This is a genomic window from Pseudomonas sp. YuFO20, assembly GCF_035064975.1.
In the GTDB taxonomy this organism is placed as follows: domain Bacteria; phylum Pseudomonadota; class Gammaproteobacteria; order Pseudomonadales; family Pseudomonadaceae; genus Aquipseudomonas; species Aquipseudomonas putida_AE.
Genome location: NZ_JAXDEO010000064.1, coordinates 1 through 16351, shown reverse-complemented (window position 1 = coordinate 16351; position 16351 = coordinate 1). Strand labels below are relative to the sequence as shown.

The window sequence follows — 16351 nt, the reverse complement described above, 5'->3', positions numbered from 1 at the left end:
GAAGATTCAAAGCCTGTCCAGCGCCTCGCCGCTGCGCTTGAACCAGCCGATCAAATAATCCGCCAGCACCTGCGTGCGCCTGGGCAACCCACCTTGATACGGGTGCACCAGGTACATCGGCATGCTCCGGGTCTGATAATCACGCAGGAGCCAGCGCAAGCGCCCGTCAGCCAATTCCTCGGGCAACGCGTAGGACGGTAAACGGGCAATGCCGGCGCCAGCCAGGGCGGCTTTTTTCAACAAGTTGTAATGGTTGCTGGCAAACGGCCCGGAAACCCGTACCCGCAACAGCTCGTGTTGCTGGTGATACAGCCACTCCTCCCGGCCACTGTAGTGGCTATTGAGCAGGCAGCGGTGCTCGGCCAGCGCCTGAGGCGTCTGCGGTTCACCGTATTGCTCCAGATAGGCCGGGCTGGCGCAGGTCAATTCCCGCCACGCCAACAACGGCCGCGCCACCAGGCGCTGATCGATCGCCACATCGGAGCGGATCGCCAGATCGAAGCCGTCCCGGGACAGGTCACGGTAATTGTTGTTGAGCTCCAGTTCGATCTGCACCTCGGGATACTGGGCGGAGAACTCCAGCAACAAGCCATCGAAGAAAGTTTCCCCAAGCGACACCGGAACCGTCATCCGCACCGGGCCCGCCATGTCGTCCTTCAGGCGTGCCAGGGCCTGGCGCGCGCGCTCGACTTGTACCACCAGCGCCTGGGCCTGGGGCAACAACGCCGCGCCCGCCGCTGTCAGGCTCAAGCGCCGCGTGGTGCGCTGCAGCAGGACCACGCAAAACTGCGCTTCCAATTGGCTGATGCGCTTGGACAACTGGCCCTTGCTGCAACCCAACTGCTGCGCCGCCAGGGTAAAACTGCCCGCTTCGATCAATATCGCGAAGGCGGCCAGGTCATCCATTTCGCTCATGGATTGTTTCCATTTGAAAACCAAAGGTTGCCTATTAGTGCGCTTATCGCCGGAAAAAACCACTCTAAACTGAAGCCTTACTCAATCCAACGAGGATCAGCCAGTATGAAAATTCTTTTGATTGGCGCCAGCGGCACCATCGGTTCGGCCGTCGACAAGGAGCTGTCCCAGCGCCACGAGATCGTCCGCATTGGCCGCAGCAGCGGTGATTTTCAGGTGGACATCAGTGACAGCACGTCGATTCGTCGACTGTTCGAACAGACCGGCAAATTCGATGCACTGGTGTGCGCCGCCGGTAACGTGACCTTCGCACCGCTGGCCGAAATGAGCGAAGAGAGTTTTGCCCTGGGCCTCAAGGACAAGCTGATGGGCCAGGTCAACCTGGTGCTGATTGGCCGTGAGTTCGCCAATGAAGGTGCATCCTTCACACTCACCACCGGCGTACTCAGCCACGACCCGATCCGCAGTGGCGCATCCGCTGCGCTGGTCAACGGTGCGCTGGACAGTTTCGTCCGCGCTGCCGCCATCGAGTTGCCACGCGGCTTACGCGTGAACTCGATCAGCCCGACCGTCCTGGTCGAAGCCATGGGCAGCTATGCCCCGTATTTCCGTGGCTACAAGCCGGTTCCTGCCGAGGATGTGGCATTGGCCTACGCCAAAAGCGTCGAAGGCTTGCAGACGGGCCAGACCTTTCACGTGGGGTAGGAGCTGCCGCAGGCTGCGATCTTTTGATCTGGCTTTTGATTTTCAATCGCCTCAAACAACATCAAAAGATCGCAGGCTGCGCCAGCTCCTACAAAAAGCCCGGCGTAATGCAGGGTTGTGATGAACGGTCAGGCTGAGTAACGTGGCGGCACTTGTCAGGAGACCCCAAGATGCGTGCTGCCCGTTCCTTAGTCCTTGTTGCCCTGCTCCCCCTGTTCGCCGCCTGCCAGTTGTTCGACGGCCAGCGTGAAAGTGCCTCCCACGTCGGGCAGACCCGCCTGCAGGGCCAGTTGAGCGCCGCCGACGGCAAACTGCTGTTCCAGCCGTGCGGCGAGCAACGCCGTTACCTGGTCAATGACACGGGCAGCACCAGCGTCCTGCAACAGGCCGCGAGCCTCGCCGATGCCCAGGGCAAGCTGTTTGCCGACGTGCGTGGGCGCATCGTTCCCGGTAACGGCGAAGATCAGCTCGACGTGGAAACGCTGTACCGCGTCGAGCGCTCCGCCACCGCCTGCGCCGATCCAAATTTCAAGCCGCTGATCCTGCGCGCCGCCGGCCATGCCCCCGAGTGGAGCGTGAGCGTCACCGGCAAAGGCATGGTCGTGGAACGCGCCGGCCAGCCGCCGTTGGCCGTGCCCTACGTCGAAGAGCAATTGGGCGAAGGCCGCTTCAACCTCAGCACCGAAGCCAACAACCAGCACATCGAACTGTGGGTCGCGCCACAACGCTGCATCGACAACAGCACAGGCAGTCTGCAGCACATGACTGCCGAACTGCGCATCGATGGCAAGGTACAGCGCGGTTGCGGGTATTTCGGCGGTTCGCGCGACGACTGATCGTTTTAGCCTCACGGGCCTGCGCCTTTGGGGCTTATAATCGCCGGTTTCAAACGCCCTGGCGCAGTTGTGCGCCCCGCGAACCGGATCCTGCCATGTTACGAATCACCGAACTCAAGCTGCCGATCGACCATCCCGATGAAGACCTGCGCCCTGCCATCCTGCAACGCCTGGGCATCTCCAGCGATGACCTGGTCGATTTCACCTTGTTCAAGCGCAGCTACGATGCGCGCAAAAAGTCCTCCGAGCTGTGCTTCATCTACACCATCGATCTCGATGTTCGCGATGAGGCCTCGGTACTGAACAAGTTCGCCGATGACCGTAACGTCAACGTGGCACCGGATGTCAGCTACAAAATGGTTGGCCAGGCGCCGGCCGACCTGAGCGTGCGCCCTGTCGTCGTCGGCTTCGGGCCGTGCGGGATCTTCGCCGGGCTGCTGCTGGCGCAGATGGGCTTCAAGCCGATCATCCTCGAACGCGGCACCGAAGTGCGCCAGCGCACCAAGGACACCTGGGGCCTGTGGCGTAAAAGCGTGCTCAACCCCGAGTCCAACGTGCAATTCGGCGAGGGCGGCGCGGGGACCTTCTCCGACGGCAAGCTCTACAGCCAGATCAAGGACCCGAAGTTCATCGGCCGTAAAGTCCTCAATGAATTCGTCAAGGCCGGTGCCCCGGAAGAAATCCTCTACGTCAGCAAGCCGCACATCGGTACGTTCCGTCTGACGGGCGTTGTGGAAAACATGCGTGAGCAGATTCGCGCCATGGGCGGCGAAGTGCGCTTCCAGCAACGGGTGACCGACGTGCTGATCGAAGACGGCCAACTGGTCGGCGTCGAGCTCGATGGCGGCGAGCAGATCCACTCCAAACACGTGATTCTGGCCCTGGGCCACAGTGCCCGGGACACCTTCCGCATGCTCCACGGCCGCGGCGTGTACATGGAAGCCAAGCCGTTCTCGGTCGGTTTCCGTATCGAGCACCCGCAGTCGCTGATCGACCGCGCGCGCCTGGGCAAGTACGCCGGCCACCCGAAACTCGGCGCCGCCGACTACAAACTGGTGCACCATGCCAAGAACGGCCGTTCGGTCTACAGCTTCTGCATGTGCCCGGGCGGTACGGTGGTGGCGGCGACCTCCGAGCCGAACCGCGTGGTCACCAACGGCATGAGCCAGTACTCGCGCAACGAGCGCAACGCCAACTCCGGGATCGTTGTCGGGATTACCCCGGAAGTCGATTATCCGGGCGGCCCGCTGGCCGGTATCGAGCTGCAGGAACGCCTGGAATCCCACGCCTTTGTGCTCGGTGGCAGCAACTACGAAGCACCGGCGCAATTGGTCGGCGACTTCATCGCCGGCAAGCCGTCCACCGCGCTGGGCAGCGTCGAACCCTCCTACAAACCGGGCGTTGCCCTGGGCGACCTGGCGCTGGCCTTGCCGGCCTTCGCCATCGAAGCGATTCGTGAAGCCTTGCCGGCGTTCGAGAAACAGATTCGCGGTTACTCGCTGCATGACGCGGTGTTGACCGGGATCGAGACCCGTACTTCGTCGCCGCTGCGCATTACGCGTAACGAGTCGATGCAGAGCCTGAACGTGAAAGGCTTGTTCCCGGCGGGTGAAGGCGCGGGTTATGCGGGCGGGATTTTGTCGGCGGGGGTCGATGGCATTCGCATCGCCGAAGCGGTGGCTCGGGATATCCTCGGCCTCGAAGCCTGACGCCAACCCCCAGTGGGAGCGGGCTTGCTCGCGAAGGCGGTGGATCAGCCAACGTTTCTGTTGAATGACGAACCGCATTCGCTGGCAAGCCCGCTCCTACAGGTGCAGGGGGTCAGATATTGGCGCGCAACACGCTCGCCGGCAGCGGCTCACCGCGCTCGACCGTCGCTGCCACCGCATCGATCAACCCGCTCAACTCAAACCCCTCGGCCTTGAGCCACGCCTGATCGTAATAGGTCGTGGCATAGCGCTCGCCGCTGTCGCACAGAATCGCCACGATCGACCCCTGCTCCCCCGCCGCCGCCATCTGCTGCGCCGCCATCAACGCGCCAATCAGGTTGGTCCCGCTCGATCCACCGACATGCCGCCCCAGACGTTCAGCCAGGTAATGCATGGCCGCCAGCGACAATGCGTCCGGCACCTTGACCATCGCATCGATAACCTTGGGCAGGAATGACGCTTCCACCCGGGGCCGACCAATGCCTTCGACCCGCGAACCGTGATCCAGGCGCAGGCTGGCATCGCCGGTCTGGTAGTAATCGAAAAACACCGAGCGTTCGGCATCGGCACACAACACGCGGGTGGCGTGCTGCCGATAACGTACGTAACGCCCCAGGGTCGCCGTCGTCCCCCCAGTCCCGGGGCTGGACACCAGCCAGCTCGGCTCCGGATGCTTTTCGAAACGCATCTGCTGGAAGATCGATTCGGCGATGTTGTTGTTCGCACGCCAGTCGGTCGCACGTTCGGCGTAGGTGAACTGGTCGATGAAGTGGCCGTCGTGCTCGCGCGCCAGGCGTTCGGACTCGGCGTAGATCTGCGTCGGATCCGCGACCAGATGCGTCTGCCCGCCATAGAACGCGATTTGTGCGATCTTTTCCCTCGACGTACTGGCCGGCACCACGGCAATGAACGGCACCCCCAGCAAACGCGCGAAATACGCCTCGGAAATCGCCGTCGAGCCGCTGGACGCCTCGATCACCGGCGCACCGGGCTTGAGCCAGCCATTGCACAGCGCATACAGGAACAGCGACCGCGCCAGGCGGTGTTTCAGGCTGCCGGTGGGATGGCTCGACTCATCCTTGAAGTACAACTCGATGCCGGCAAAACCTGGCAGCGACAAGGGGATCAGGTGAGTGTCGGCGCTGCGCTGGAAGTCGGCTTCGATGATCCGGATGGCTTCGCGGGACCACTGTCGGTTGTCGCTCATGGTGGTTATCTCGATGGATCAGGCAATAGGCGGCCCTGTCAAAAGCCTCAACCTGCAAGCTTAGGAAAAATCCTACATCAAACACAGGTACAGCTGAGTTCCAATACATCCGGCAACTGCTAGGCTCAGGTCCTTGCCCGAAGAATCGCGCTGTAACGACATATAACAAAAAAGAATATAACTTTTGTTTTAACAACAAACGGTACGGGTTAGGGTGTGCCACCTTTTGACTTTATCGATGGAGAGCGACTTTGCCTCTGCGTAGCACGTTCACGCGTTTCTTTCAGCTGGAAGCTGCCAGCGGTCTGTTATTGATCGCCGCGGCTATCCTCGCGCTGATCATCAACAACTCCCCATTGTCGTGGCTCTACAACGGCCTGCTGGAAACCCCCGTTGTCGCCCAGGTCGGCGCGCTGAAAATCGCCAAGCCGCTGCTGCTGTGGATCAACGACGGGCTCATGGCGCTGTTCTTCCTGCTGATCGGGCTGGAGGTCAAGCGCGAGGTCCTCGACGGGCAGCTGTCCAAACCGTCGCAGATCGTCCTGCCCGGCGCGGCCGCCATTGGCGGCATGGTGGTCCCGGCGCTGATCTACTGGTTCCTCAACCGTGACAATCCACCGGCCCTGGACGGCTGGGCGATCCCGACCGCCACCGACATCGCCTTCGCGCTGGGCGTACTGGCGCTGCTGGGCAAACGCGTGCCGGTGTCGCTGAAGTTGTTCCTGATGACCCTGGCGATCATCGACGACCTCGGCGCGATCGTCATCATCGCGATTTTCTATTCCGGCGAACTGTCGACCCTGTCCCTGGCACTGGCCGCCGCCTGCATCGCGGCGCTGATCGGGATGAACCGGCTCGGCGTGGTCAAGCTCGGCCCCTACATGATCATTGGCCTGATCCTCTGGGTCTGCGTGCTCAAGAGCGGAGTGCATGCCACGCTGGCCGGCGTGACCCTGGCATTCTGCATCCCCTTGCGCACGAAAAACGCCGAACCCTCTCCCCTGCTTTCACTGGAGCACGCGCTGCACCCATGGGTGGCCTACGGCATCCTGCCGCTGTTCGCCTTCGCCAACGCCGGCCTGTCCCTCAGTGGCGTGACCGCCGAAAGCTTCACCCACGCCGTGCCAATGGGCATCGCGATCGGCCTGCTGCTGGGCAAGACCGTCGGCGTGTACGGCCTGACCTGGCTGGCGGTGAAAACCGGCATCGCCGCCCTGCCCCAGGGTGCCAATTGGGGCCAGGTGCTGGGCGTGGCGATTCTCTGCGGCATCGGCTTCACCATGAGCCTGTTCGTCGGTTCGCTGGCCTTTGAGCCGGGCGTCAGTGACTACGCAGGCATGGACCGCATGGGGATCCTGACCGGTTCGATCCTGGCGGCATTGATTGGCTATGCCGTAACGGCGGCGGCGAGTCGCAAGCCGGTGCTGCAAACCGCGTAGGGAACAATTCATGTGCTAAAGAAAAACCCCGATCCAGTCACCTGGTCGGGGTTTTCTTTTACCCGTATTCCCGCTTAGTGGGAAACGCGGCTGGTGCCATCCACCGTGGCAATGCGCACGCGCTCGCCAACGCGGAACACTTCGTTTTCCTGAACCTGTTGCACGTAGGCGCGCATGCTGCCGTCGTCTTCGCGCACGGTGATTTCCACGCCCTGGGTGCGGGTCAGGCCTTCTTCGGCTGCCGAGCCTACCAGGCCGCCTGCGACGGCACCGATAACTGCTGCGACAATGCTGCCGCGGCCACCACCGATGGCGCTACCACCGACACCGCCCACCACTGCACCTGCCGCGCCGCCGATTGGCGTCTTGGTACCTTCGATTTTCACCGGTCGCAGGGCTTCGATGGTACCCATGCGAATCGTCTGCACGCGACGCGCTTCGTCACGGGAATAGGAGTCACCGGTCAAGCTCGATTGGCAGCCAGTGAGCAACATCGCCATGGTGGAAAAGGAAGCAACCAGCAGAACAGACTTACGCATAGCATCAACTCCAAAGGACAAGTAACCATTAAACTCCGCAGCCAGACGCCTGTCACGGTCTTGCCCGGATAAAAATGTTTCGATTCAGGCTTCGTACAGGCGCGTTCACGCACTGACCACGCAGCAGCGGCCTGCTCGCAAGCCGCACCACTGACCAGGGATCCAGATGGATTACTTTATCATTGTCGTCACTACCGTCGCCGGGCTGTACTTCCATGGGTGGCTGTACGTGCGCATCAGACGCTGGATGGACCGGGACCTGGCGTTGGCGCTGGCCGGCAAGGACGAGCAGAAAAAAGCGTTCATGCTCGAACGGTTGGCGAGCGCCCGGGCTCAGAAAATCAGGCGTCGAGACCTGCCGCAGTGGCTTGAGGCCGCAGCGGCAGCTTATCCCGAACGGTAGACTGCTTAAGGCGCCAGGCGTTCAAGAATCCAGCTGGCACCCTGCAGGCGATAGTTGAGCCGGTCGTGGAGACGGCTCGGACGGCCCTGCCAGAACTCGATGCGTTCTGGCAGCAGGCGATAACCGCCCCAGTGTTCAGGGCAGTGGGGTTGGCTATCGCTGAAACGTTGCTCGGTATCCTTGAGCAGCGACTCCAGCTCACCCCGATCGGCAATCACCCGGCTCTGCGGCGAAGCCCAGGCACCGAGGCGACTGCCCAGCGGGCGCACCTGATAGTACGCATCGGATTCTTCTGGCGTGACTTTCACCACCCGACCTTCAATCCGCACCTGACGCTCCAGGGTCGGCCAGAAAAACGTCATGGCCGCGAATGGATTCGCCACCAGTTGCTGGCCTTTGGCGCTGTCGTAGTTGGTGAAGAAGGTGAAGCCCTGGGCGTCCAGGCCCTTGAGCAGCAGGATGCGGCAATGCGGCCGCCCCTCCTGGTCGACAGTGGCCAAGGTCATGGCATTGGCCTCCACCGGTGCCTGCTCGGTTTTCACCGCGTCGGCAAACCATTGGTGGAACAGCGCGAACGGCTCGGCCGGGGCTTGCGCCTCGGTCAGGCCATCACGGGTGTAGTCGCGGCGCATATCAGCCAGGGCCTTGGTCATGGCGCATTCCTTATGGTTGACGAATTACTTCTTTGTAGTATCGGCGGCGGCGACTTTTTTAGTGTCGGCTGCGGCTTTGGCCGGTGCCGTCTTCTTCGCGGGCGTTGCCGTTTTAGCCGGGGTCTTCTTCGCGGCGGCTTTCTTGGCCGGCGCTTTCTTCGCCACCGGTGCAGCCGCTTTCTTCGCATCGGCAGGTGCTGGCGTCACAGGCTTGGCAACCGGCTTGATGTCCTGGGCCGCGACCATGCGCACAGGCGCCGGGGCCGGCATGTTGTACTTGCTCAGCAAGGCGACCATGGTGTTTTGCGGCGTCACCAGCAGCTCCACGCGGCGGTTCAGGGCACGACCTTCATTGCTGTCGTTGGCAGCACGCGGGGCTTCACCACCCATGCCACGCAGCATCAGGCGATCGCGCTGCAGACCGCTGAGGCGGAAGATCGCAGCCACCGATTGCGCACGTTCCTGGCTCAGCTTCACGTTAGCCGGCGCTGCGCCCGAGGTGTCACTGTGGCCGAGTACCAGCACGGCAGTCTTCGGATCGGCTTCAAGGATTTTCGCAACGCGAGTGAACGGGCCGAGGGTTACCGGCAGCAGCATGGCCGGGCGGTCCGGGTTGAACGAGCCTTCTACCGGCGCGGTGACCACCAGGACGTTTTCACGGCGTTCGAGTTGCAGGTTGCTGTCCTTGATCGCTGTACGCAGACGCGGTTCGTAGTCGTCAAGCCAGGCTTGGGTGACTTTCGGATCAGGCATCGGCACGGCTTTGGCAGTGCTTTGATCCTTGCCGCCGAACGGCCACCACCACTTGCCGCCCGCCTCGGCCTCGGCCTTGGCGACTTCGACCGGCTTGGCCTCAGGTTTTACCTCTGGTTTCTTGTCGAGCACTTCCTCGGAGCCGAACGGCCAGTACCAAGGGCTGGAACTGTCAGTCTTGGTCACCGCAGCGGCTGCGGTGGGCTTCAAGGGAGCTGGGGCCGGTTCTTTGGCCGGCTCTTTGACAGGCTCTTTGGCCGCGACTTTGTCGGAAGACCCGAACGGCCACCAACTGCCGCCGTCTGCATCATTTTTAGGAGTCTGCGCGCAACCGGTAATAGCGAAGCACAGTGCCAAGGCGAGGGTGGGTTTGGTTGACATTGGATATCCACAAAAATGAAGTAATAAAATCAGGCCGGGTCAGCCCGCATAAACAGACGCTTGGAAACTGAAAAGGCCGTCGGGTTCCAGCTCCGGAACCCTTGAGCGTGATTTACAGACAAGTGGCCAGTACCCGCACAAGCTTTTGTGCGCGCGGATCCATCAAGACGTACGGCCCCAGGGTATTTGTCACAAAACCGAATGCCACATCATGTTCCGGGTCAGCGAAACCAACAGAGCCACCCGCGCCCGGATGCCCGAAGGCTCGCGCGCCCAGGCCGAAGGTCGCATTGGGCACATCCGGTTGGTCGAGCATGCAGCCCAGGCCGAAACGGGTTCGGGTCAACAGTGTCTTGTCTTCGCCGAGGCTGTGCTCGCGGGTCAACTCGTCGAGCAATTCGCCTTCCAGCAGGCTGCCATCGAGCAAACCGGCGTAAAACCCGGCCAGGCTGCGAGCATTGCCGTGGCCATTGGCCGCCGGCTGCTGCATGCGCCGCCACTCAGGTTTGTTGGTACTGGTCAGCACCGAAGGTGGATTGGTAAAAGCGCGGGTGGTCATGGCCGTTGGCTCGCGCAGGGTCACTTGCAGCAGGCGCTGGGCCGCGGCATCGCCGACATTGCCCTTGCCGCGGGCAATGTGCGCCACGCGATGAAACTCTTCATCGGCCAGGCCGACGTGAAAATCCAGGCCCAAAGGCTTGGCAACCCGCGCCACGATGGATTCACCGGGGCCACGACCGTCAGCACGGCGCAGCAGCTCGCCGACCAGCCAGCCATAGGTGATGGCCGCATAACCGTGGCCCTCACCCGGCGTCCACCATGGTGCTTCGGCGGCCAGGGCGTCGACCATGGTTTGCCAGTCGTAAAGCGCTTCAGGGGCCAGTAACTCGCGCAACGCCGGCAGACCGGCCTGATGGCAAAGCAGTTGGCGCAGGGTCACCGATTCTTTGCCGGCGGCGGCGAATTCAGGCCAGTAGCGGGCCACCGGGGCGTCCAGTTGCAGCTTGCCTTCAGCCACCAGTTGCAGGGCGGTGACGGCGGTGAAGGTCTTGGTGCAGGAGAACAGGTTGGCGATGGTGTCACTGTGCCAGGCTTCGGCCCCGTCCTTGTCGGAGGTGCCGCACCACAAGTCGACGACGGTTTCGCCGCCGACCAGGATGCACAACGCGGCGCCACGTTCCTGAGGATCGTCGAACAGCGCCGCGAACGCTTCACGCACTGCCTCGAACTTAAGCTCGTAATGACCCTGAATCTGCACCCGCAACTCCCCGGAAACGTTCTATAAAGTGGGCCGCATTGTTCCAGCCCTTGAGGGTTTTGGGAACAGGGGCGGGCTGGGCGGTCAATTCAACCCCCAGGTTAAAATCAAAAGATCGCAGCCTTCGGCAGCTCCTACAGGGTTGCGATCCCGGTGTTTAATGACCTTGGCCGGAATGCCCACCAGCGCCCTTCCCCGGGCCTTTGCCGGCTTCGGCCTTGCGCCCGCCCTCGGCATCGTGGTTCGCCTTGTCGACCTCGGCGGCGGCCTTCTGGGCCTCTTTGGCCAATTGATCGACCGTCGCCAGATTGCTCTTGCGCACGCTGTCGACAAAGCCCTGGAACGGCAGATCGGTTATCCCCACCAGGCCAAAGTGACCATTTTCGCCATCCAGCAGGCGACCGGTCACGGGTTGGTCGAGGTACTGGAACCAGTGCACGCCAACAATCGACGGCTCGCCCAGCGCCTGTTTCAGGAAATTCGCGTAGGCCGGGCCACGGTCTTCTTCCTTCGCCAGTTGCGTCACGCCGCCCCAGAACGGGCCGCGGTCGGTCGAGCCGAAGTTGAACTCGGTGACCAATACCGGTTTGTCCAGACTGCGCAGCCTGGCGAAGTCGTAACCGTCCTGGGGTTGCAAGGTGTACATGTTGAAACTCAATACGTCGCAGTACTGCGCACAGGCCTCAACGGCTTCCGGGGTGCTGATGGCAAACCGGCCACCAAGCAGGAGCTGGTTCGGCGCGTGCCACTCCAGCGAATCGGAAATGGTCTTGAAGTAGGTGTCGGCGAAGACCTTCTGGAAGTATTTGAAGTCGGCCTCGATTTCCGGGTGCTCGGCGCTTGGCAGCGGCGGCACGAAGCCCGGGTCCTCCATCAGTTCCCAGGCTGGCAGATCGATACCCCAGGCTTTCGACAAGCCCGCCTGGTTGCGGTATTTGTCGCGCAACTGCTTGAGGAACGCGCGCTTGGCCGGCACGTCGGTGGTCATTTTCAGGGTGCCATAGGCCAGCGCATAGCGGGCTTTCGGGTCATCGCCGGGACCGGCCCAGGCCAGTTCGTTGTCGGCGAAGTAACCGATCAGCCATGGATCGTCGCGGTGGTCGCGGGCAGCAATGGCCACCGCGCGCTCGGTCGCCATGGCGAAACGCGGGTCGAATGGGTCGGGCATCCCGCCCCACCAGTCGTTGCCAGTGCTGATGCTCGCGTAATCGCCGACGATCGACAATGGCAAGGTGTACGGCATGCGCTGCGCGTCACCCAGTGCCGGTGCGCTCCAGTTGCCGAGGGTATTGAACCCCCAGGCTTGCAGGCGCTCCAGGGTGTGGCCGGTCCAGCGCTGCTCATCAAAGGTCGTTTTGCAGGGTTCGGCAGGTGGTGGCTCAGCCGCTTTTGCCACCGTCGCATCGGCGGCGCCGGCCTTGGCCGCTTCGGCGACTCCGGATTCGGCCGTTGAGGGTGCGACGGCAGGCTCGGCAGCCTTCTCGGCCGTTGCTTCTACCGCGTCGGCCTTGGCCGCTTCAGCAACGCCGGCCTTGGTATTGCTGCCCAGTGCACAAGGGTCGCCGTACAGACGCTGCAGATTGGCGCCATAGAAGTCATACCATTTTCCAGAACTGAAACCCCGCCCCTTGTCGACACCATTACCACCGCGGTTGTCGCCTTCCCCGAAGTGATTGGCCAGTGGTTCATCAGCCTTGGGCAGGGATTCGAACATCCATTCCCGACCGGCGACATACGTCTGGTTGACGTCCGCCGCAACGGTGTTGACCCCCAGCGAATAGAACGGATGCCCCTGCGGCGTCACCAGGTACCAGCGTCCATCGCGTTTCTCGGTGCGGAAAAAACCGCTGGCCTTGAACGTCGGCCCGTTGGTCCAGCCGCCGAACGTGTCCAGGGAGGACTTTTCGCGCTCACCCAGCCAGGTTTTCAGCTGCTGTTGTTCCTTGGCGGCGGCGCTTTTCAGTTGTTCGTCGCTGCTGACCTTTTCTGGCCATTTGGCCCGGGTCGATTGGCCATAAGCGTCCACCAGCCCGCCATAGACCGCTTGGGTCACACCTTCGCCATCCTGCACGCCAAAGCGCTCCAGCAGGATGCTCTGGGCGACTTTCGGTTGATCCATGGACAGGCTGACCGACACCACCTGGCTGCGGTCCAGTTCACCGGCACTGCTGGCCAGCAAAATGCGCTGGCCGTCGACCGTCATCGGCATCGGCGGACCCGCCTTCAGGCCCTGGCTCAGCGGAGAAGTCGGCTGCAATGGCACCAACAGGGTCTGCGCCGGGCCGGCTGGAAGATCGACGCGACTGACCAACGTCTTGCCGTCGTTGCTCTGAATGGTCACGTACAGGGTCACGGCCCAATTCATGGCGCTCTGGATCCGCAAGCTCATGACGCCCGACTGCGACCAGTCCCAGGCACCGGTCTGCGGCGACAGGCGCAGCGTTGGCCGCGCAACAGGGTTGAAGGTGACCCGGCGCAGCACTTCGCCTTCGGGCGTCTGTTCGGCGTTGGACTGCGGCAGGCTGGCGTCCTGGGTCGCCACCTGGACCACGTCGGCGGGGCGCACAAAATTGAACAGCGTCTGCTGCCCGGCGGGCGCCGCCAGCAAGGGCGTGGCGAACATCAGGGCAAGAACGGCAGGTAGCGAACAGCGAATCATGAGAACGGAATTCTCCCTAGCGACCCGGGTGGGTCAATGGAAAAGCGATGGTAGAGAGATAGACAACGCGGCGGGCAAAACTGCCCACCGGTTTATCAGGAAATTTCACGGCGGAAGGGAGGCAACGCATTGAGGATCGCCTTGCCATAACGCTGGGTGACCAGGCGCCGATCGAGCAAGGTGATGGTGCCGCGGTCTTCTTCGGTGCGCAGCAGGCGCCCGCAGGCCTGGACCAGTTTCAGCGAGGCGTCCGGCACGGAAATCTCCATGAACGGATTGCCGCCACGGGCCTCGATCCATTCGGCCAGCGCCGCTTCGACCGGATCATCCGGCACCGAGAACGGAATCTTGGCGATCACTACGTGCTCGCAGTAGGCACCGGGCAAGTCGACCCCTTCGGCAAAACTCGCCAGGCCGAACAGAACGCTGGAATCACCGCCATCGACCCGCGCCTTGTGCTTGTTCAGGGTTTCCTGTTTCGACAGGTTGCCTTGAATGAACACCTGCTTGCGCCAGTCGCGGTCCAGGCCGTCGAACACGTCCTGCATCTGCTTGCGCGAGGAAAACAGCACCAGCGTGCCCCGAGACCCTTCGACCAGGTCTGGCAGGTCACGGATGATCGCGGCGGTATGGGCCGCCGCATCCCGCGGATCCGCGTTCAGGTTCGGCACCCGCAATACACCGGCGTCGGCGTGATGGAACGGGCTCGGCACCACGGCGGTCACGGCCTTTTTCGGCAGGCCGGCGCGCATGCGGAAGCGGTCGAAGGTGCCCAGGGCGGTCAAGGTGGCCGACGTCACCAGCGCGCCATAGGCCACGTTCCACAGGTTTCGCCGGAGCATTTCCGCCGCCAGGATCGGGCTTGCGTTGACTTCGATATCGAAAAGCGAGCCGCTTTCCGCCAGGGTCAGCCAGCGGGCCATGGGCGGGTTGTCTTCCGGGTCTTCAGCGGTGAACGCGACCCACAATTCCCAGTTGCCGGATGAGCGCGACAACAGGCTGCCGAACAACGGATACCACTCCTCGGCCTGGTTGCTGGCGATGCCGATATTGACCTCGCCGTCCATACCTTCCTTGAGCAATTCAGTGAGGCGGGTAAACAGGTCGGTCAGGCGCGCGTAGCCCTTCTTCAGCTCGACGCCCATTTCGCGCATGTGCTCGGGAATCACCCCGCCCACGAAACGGTGGCGTGGGCGTTCGCGGCCCTCGACATCTTCGCCGGGCTTGAAATCGGCGATCTGCTCACAGGCGGTGAACATGAACTGTTGCTGGGTCTTGATCTCCCGCGCCAGCTCCGGCACCTGCTCGATCAGCTTGCCCAGATCACCGGGCAACGGGTGTTGGGCCAGCAGCTTGGTGAGGTTCTTCGCGGTGGTTTCCAGCCAGTCGGCGGTGGAGCGCAGGCGCGTGTAATGGGCAAAGTGGCCGATGGCCTTGTCCGGCAGGTGATGGCCTTCGTCGAACACGTAGATGGTGTCGCGCGGATCGGGCAGCACGGCACCGCCGCCCAGCGCCAGGTCGGCCAGGACCATGTCGTGGTTGGTGACGATCACATCGACCTTGCCCATGCCTTCGCGGGCCTTGTAGAAGGCGCACTGGCCGAAGTTCGGGCAATGGCGGTTGGTGCACTGGCTGTGATCGGTGGTCAGGCGCGCCCAGTCGGCGTCCTCCAGGGCGGTGGACCAGCTGTCGCGGTCACCGTCCCACTTATTGCCGGCAAGTTTCTCGATCATGCTGGTGAACAGCTTCTGGCTGGCCTCATCGACCTCGATCTTGAAGCCTTCTTCTTCGAACAGCTGGGCGGTGGCGGTTTGTGCGTGACCTTCCTGGAGCAACATGTCGAGCTTGGACAGGCACATGTAGCGTCCACGCCCCTTGGCCAGCGCAAAACTGAAATTCAGCCCGCTGTTGCGCATCAGGTCGGGCAGATCCTTGTAGACGATCTGCTCCTGCAAGGCGACGGTGGCTGTGGCGATCACCAAACGCTTGCCCGCCGCCTTGGCCGTGGGGATGGCCGCCAGGCTGTAGGCTACGGTCTTGCCGGTACCGGTGCCGGCTTCCACCGCGACAATCGCGGGGTCGCCACTGCGCCGGCCTTCGTCGTCGGTGTCGATGTCACCGAGGACCTTGGCGATTTCGGCGATCATCAGGCGTTGGCCGTAGCGCGGCTTGAGGCTCTTGGCTTCGAGAAAACGCGAATAGGCGCCCTGGATCGTGGTTTTGAGTTCAGTGCTGATCATGGATTGTCGGGCGCAAAAAACGCTGGATAAATTTTCAGTAGTTCGGTTCGGTCGCTATCATACCCCGCTAATGAATCCCGCGCAGAACGGAGTAACCCGATGACACCTTTTAGCCTCATTTATAGCCTGCATGTCCTCGCCGCACTGGTGTGGGTCGGCGGCATGTTTTTCGCCTGGATGGTCTTGCGCCCCGCGGCCTTGAAGGCACTGGAGGGCCCTGCCCGGCTGAAGCTGTGGCTGGAAGTGTTTCAAGGTTTCTTTCGCTGGGTCTGGGTCGCGGTGGTGCTATTGCCGATCAGCGGCGTCGGCATGATTCATCTGCAATACACAGGTTTTGAAAGCGCACCGCGTTACGTGCAGGTGATGATGGGCTTGTATGTGGTGATGACCGCGTTGTTCATCCGGATCCAGGCGTTGATGTTGCCGGAGTTGCGCACGGCGGTGACGGCCCAGGATTGGCCGGCGGGGGCTGCGGTACTGGGAAGGATTCGTCGGTTGGTGGGGATCAATCTGATTGTCGGGTTGGTGTTGGTGGCGATTGCGGCGGCACGACCGATGTTCTAGATAATTCCCCCTGTAGGAGCTGCCGCAGGCTGCGATCTTTTGATGTTGCTTTTAAAAACAAGATCAAAAGATCGCAGCCTGCGGCAGCTC

The 16351-nt window shown here is 62.3% G+C and carries 14 protein-coding genes; 6 read left to right on the top strand and 8 right to left on the bottom strand.

The genetic code is table 11. The annotated features are described in order from the left end of the window. Positions 1 to 6 precede the first annotated feature (6 nt). The gene (locus SOP85_RS26460; RefSeq protein WP_323628748.1) at positions 7 to 915 is read right to left on the bottom strand and encodes a LysR family transcriptional regulator; all 909 of its coding nucleotides are present in this window, start codon (positions 913 to 915) and stop codon (positions 7 to 9) included. A 105-nt stretch (positions 916 to 1020) separates the two neighbouring features. Here SOP85_RS26460 and SOP85_RS26455 point away from each other — a divergent pair, with 105 nt between their 5' ends. The 3 genes from SOP85_RS26455 to SOP85_RS26445 all read left to right on the top strand — a co-directional run bounded on the left by SOP85_RS26455 (position 1021) and on the right by SOP85_RS26445 (position 4165). Beyond that, complete coding sequence (locus tag SOP85_RS26455) at positions 1021 to 1620, top strand: short chain dehydrogenase (protein WP_274073419.1); 600 nt, start codon at positions 1021 to 1023, stop codon at positions 1618 to 1620. Between the two features lie 170 nt (positions 1621 to 1790). Beyond that, positions 1791 to 2456, top strand: coding sequence for a COG3650 family protein (locus SOP85_RS26450; RefSeq protein ID WP_274073418.1), 666 nt, complete (start codon positions 1791 to 1793; stop codon positions 2454 to 2456). A 95-nt stretch (positions 2457 to 2551) separates the two neighbouring features. After that, entirely contained in the window at positions 2552 to 4165 is a 1614-nt protein-coding gene (locus SOP85_RS26445) for an NAD(P)/FAD-dependent oxidoreductase (protein WP_274073417.1), read from the top strand. Positions 4166 to 4277: 112 nt separating this feature from the next. Here SOP85_RS26445 and SOP85_RS26440 read toward each other — a convergent pair whose 3' ends face one another. Beyond that, a complete protein-coding gene (locus SOP85_RS26440) occupies positions 4278 to 5372 on the bottom strand; it encodes a PLP-dependent cysteine synthase family protein (protein WP_323628747.1) in 1095 nt (364 codons plus the stop codon). A 251-nt stretch (positions 5373 to 5623) separates the two neighbouring features. On the opposite strand from SOP85_RS26440, the gene nhaA reads away from it, so the two are divergent. Further along, a complete protein-coding gene (gene nhaA / locus SOP85_RS26435) occupies positions 5624 to 6811 on the top strand; it encodes a Na+/H+ antiporter NhaA (RefSeq protein ID WP_274073415.1) in 1188 nt (395 codons plus the stop codon). 74 nt (positions 6812 to 6885) lie between these two features. Here the strand turns inward: nhaA and SOP85_RS26430 are convergent, their stop codons facing one another. Then, the gene (locus SOP85_RS26430; protein WP_274073414.1) at positions 6886 to 7350 is read right to left on the bottom strand and encodes a glycine zipper 2TM domain-containing protein; all 465 of its coding nucleotides are present in this window, start codon (positions 7348 to 7350) and stop codon (positions 6886 to 6888) included. A 166-nt stretch (positions 7351 to 7516) separates the two neighbouring features. On the opposite strand from SOP85_RS26430, the gene SOP85_RS26425 reads away from it, so the two are divergent. Next, positions 7517 to 7753, top strand: coding sequence for a hypothetical protein (locus SOP85_RS26425; RefSeq protein WP_274073413.1), 237 nt, complete (start codon positions 7517 to 7519; stop codon positions 7751 to 7753). Positions 7754 to 7758: 5 nt separating this feature from the next. Here SOP85_RS26425 and pdxH read toward each other — a convergent pair whose 3' ends face one another. The 5 genes from pdxH to dinG all read right to left on the bottom strand — a co-directional run bounded on the left by pdxH (position 7759) and on the right by dinG (position 15697). Further along, positions 7759 to 8406, bottom strand: a complete 648-nt coding sequence (pdxH, locus tag SOP85_RS26420; RefSeq protein WP_323628746.1) for a pyridoxamine 5'-phosphate oxidase — start codon at positions 8404 to 8406, stop codon at positions 7759 to 7761. Between the two features lie 24 nt (positions 8407 to 8430). Next, positions 8431 to 9540, bottom strand: a complete 1110-nt coding sequence (locus tag SOP85_RS26415; protein ID WP_274073411.1) for an OmpA family protein — start codon at positions 9538 to 9540, stop codon at positions 8431 to 8433. A gap of 112 nt (positions 9541 to 9652) precedes the next feature. Continuing rightward, a complete protein-coding gene (locus SOP85_RS26410) occupies positions 9653 to 10798 on the bottom strand; it encodes a serine hydrolase domain-containing protein (RefSeq protein ID WP_323628745.1) in 1146 nt (381 codons plus the stop codon). A gap of 157 nt (positions 10799 to 10955) precedes the next feature. Beyond that, positions 10956 to 13457: a beta-agarase gene (locus SOP85_RS26405; protein ID WP_323628744.1), complete on the bottom strand. Its 2502-nt coding sequence runs from the start codon at positions 13455 to 13457 to the stop codon at positions 10956 to 10958. Between the two features lie 95 nt (positions 13458 to 13552). Then, positions 13553 to 15697 carry an ATP-dependent DNA helicase DinG gene (gene dinG / locus SOP85_RS26400; protein WP_274073408.1) on the bottom strand — a complete coding sequence of 715 codons (2145 nt, stop codon included), beginning with the start codon at positions 15695 to 15697 and terminating at the stop codon, positions 13553 to 13555. A 99-nt stretch (positions 15698 to 15796) separates the two neighbouring features. Between dinG and SOP85_RS26395 the strand changes: the two genes are divergently transcribed. After that, entirely contained in the window at positions 15797 to 16261 is a 465-nt protein-coding gene (locus SOP85_RS26395; protein ID WP_323608777.1) for a CopD family protein, read from the top strand. Positions 16262 to 16351 lie beyond the last annotated feature (90 nt).